Here is a 509-nt window from a genome sequence, read left to right as displayed (position 1 = left end):
GGGTAACCAAGGAAGTTCAGTGAAAAAATCCATAGTTCTTCTTCTCATATTTTTTGGAATTACTTTCTCGATTTACGAATATTCTGATCAAGAGTTTGGTTATCATTTACATTATCTATCAAATGATGGTGTTACTGAGAAAGCCAGCAAGTTGTGGCTTGAAACTTGTCCTAGGATAAGTCTCCATGAAGTTGAGCCTAATTCGATATATGGTGCAGTTGTAGCTGGGCGTGAAATGCTATCTGATAACTTCGATTTTGTATTAACAACTCTATCTAGGTGTGGCGAAGATGTGAATCAAAGAGATAGTCTAGGGTTAACGCCGCTGCATGCAGCAGTTCTTTACTCCGATCCAATTGCAGTAAAATCTCTAATCAACTTGGGGGCAAATCCTAGGCTAAAGCTAACTGGTCAGTCAGCAATGAAATACGGTAAATTAGACACACTTCAGTTTGCACAGTCGTTACCAACTTTAAACGATGAAATCATCGGCCAACTGTCAAAGGTTA

Annotated in this window: 1 protein-coding gene; it reads left to right on the top strand. The window is 38.9% G+C overall.

Going from position 1 to position 509, the window contains the following annotated elements; translation table 11 throughout:
* Window positions 1–19: 19 nt before the first annotated feature.
* Window positions 20–509 (top strand): hypothetical protein (locus tag ACY2RQ_RS19800; RefSeq protein WP_490114736.1); only part of this gene is annotated, 490 nt, incomplete at its 3' end.

This window comes from Parendozoicomonas sp. 209JJ7-1 (assembly GCF_058147085.1).
The sequence above is the reverse complement of the archived record's forward strand: the minus strand, read 5'-3'. Positions and strand labels throughout refer to the sequence as shown.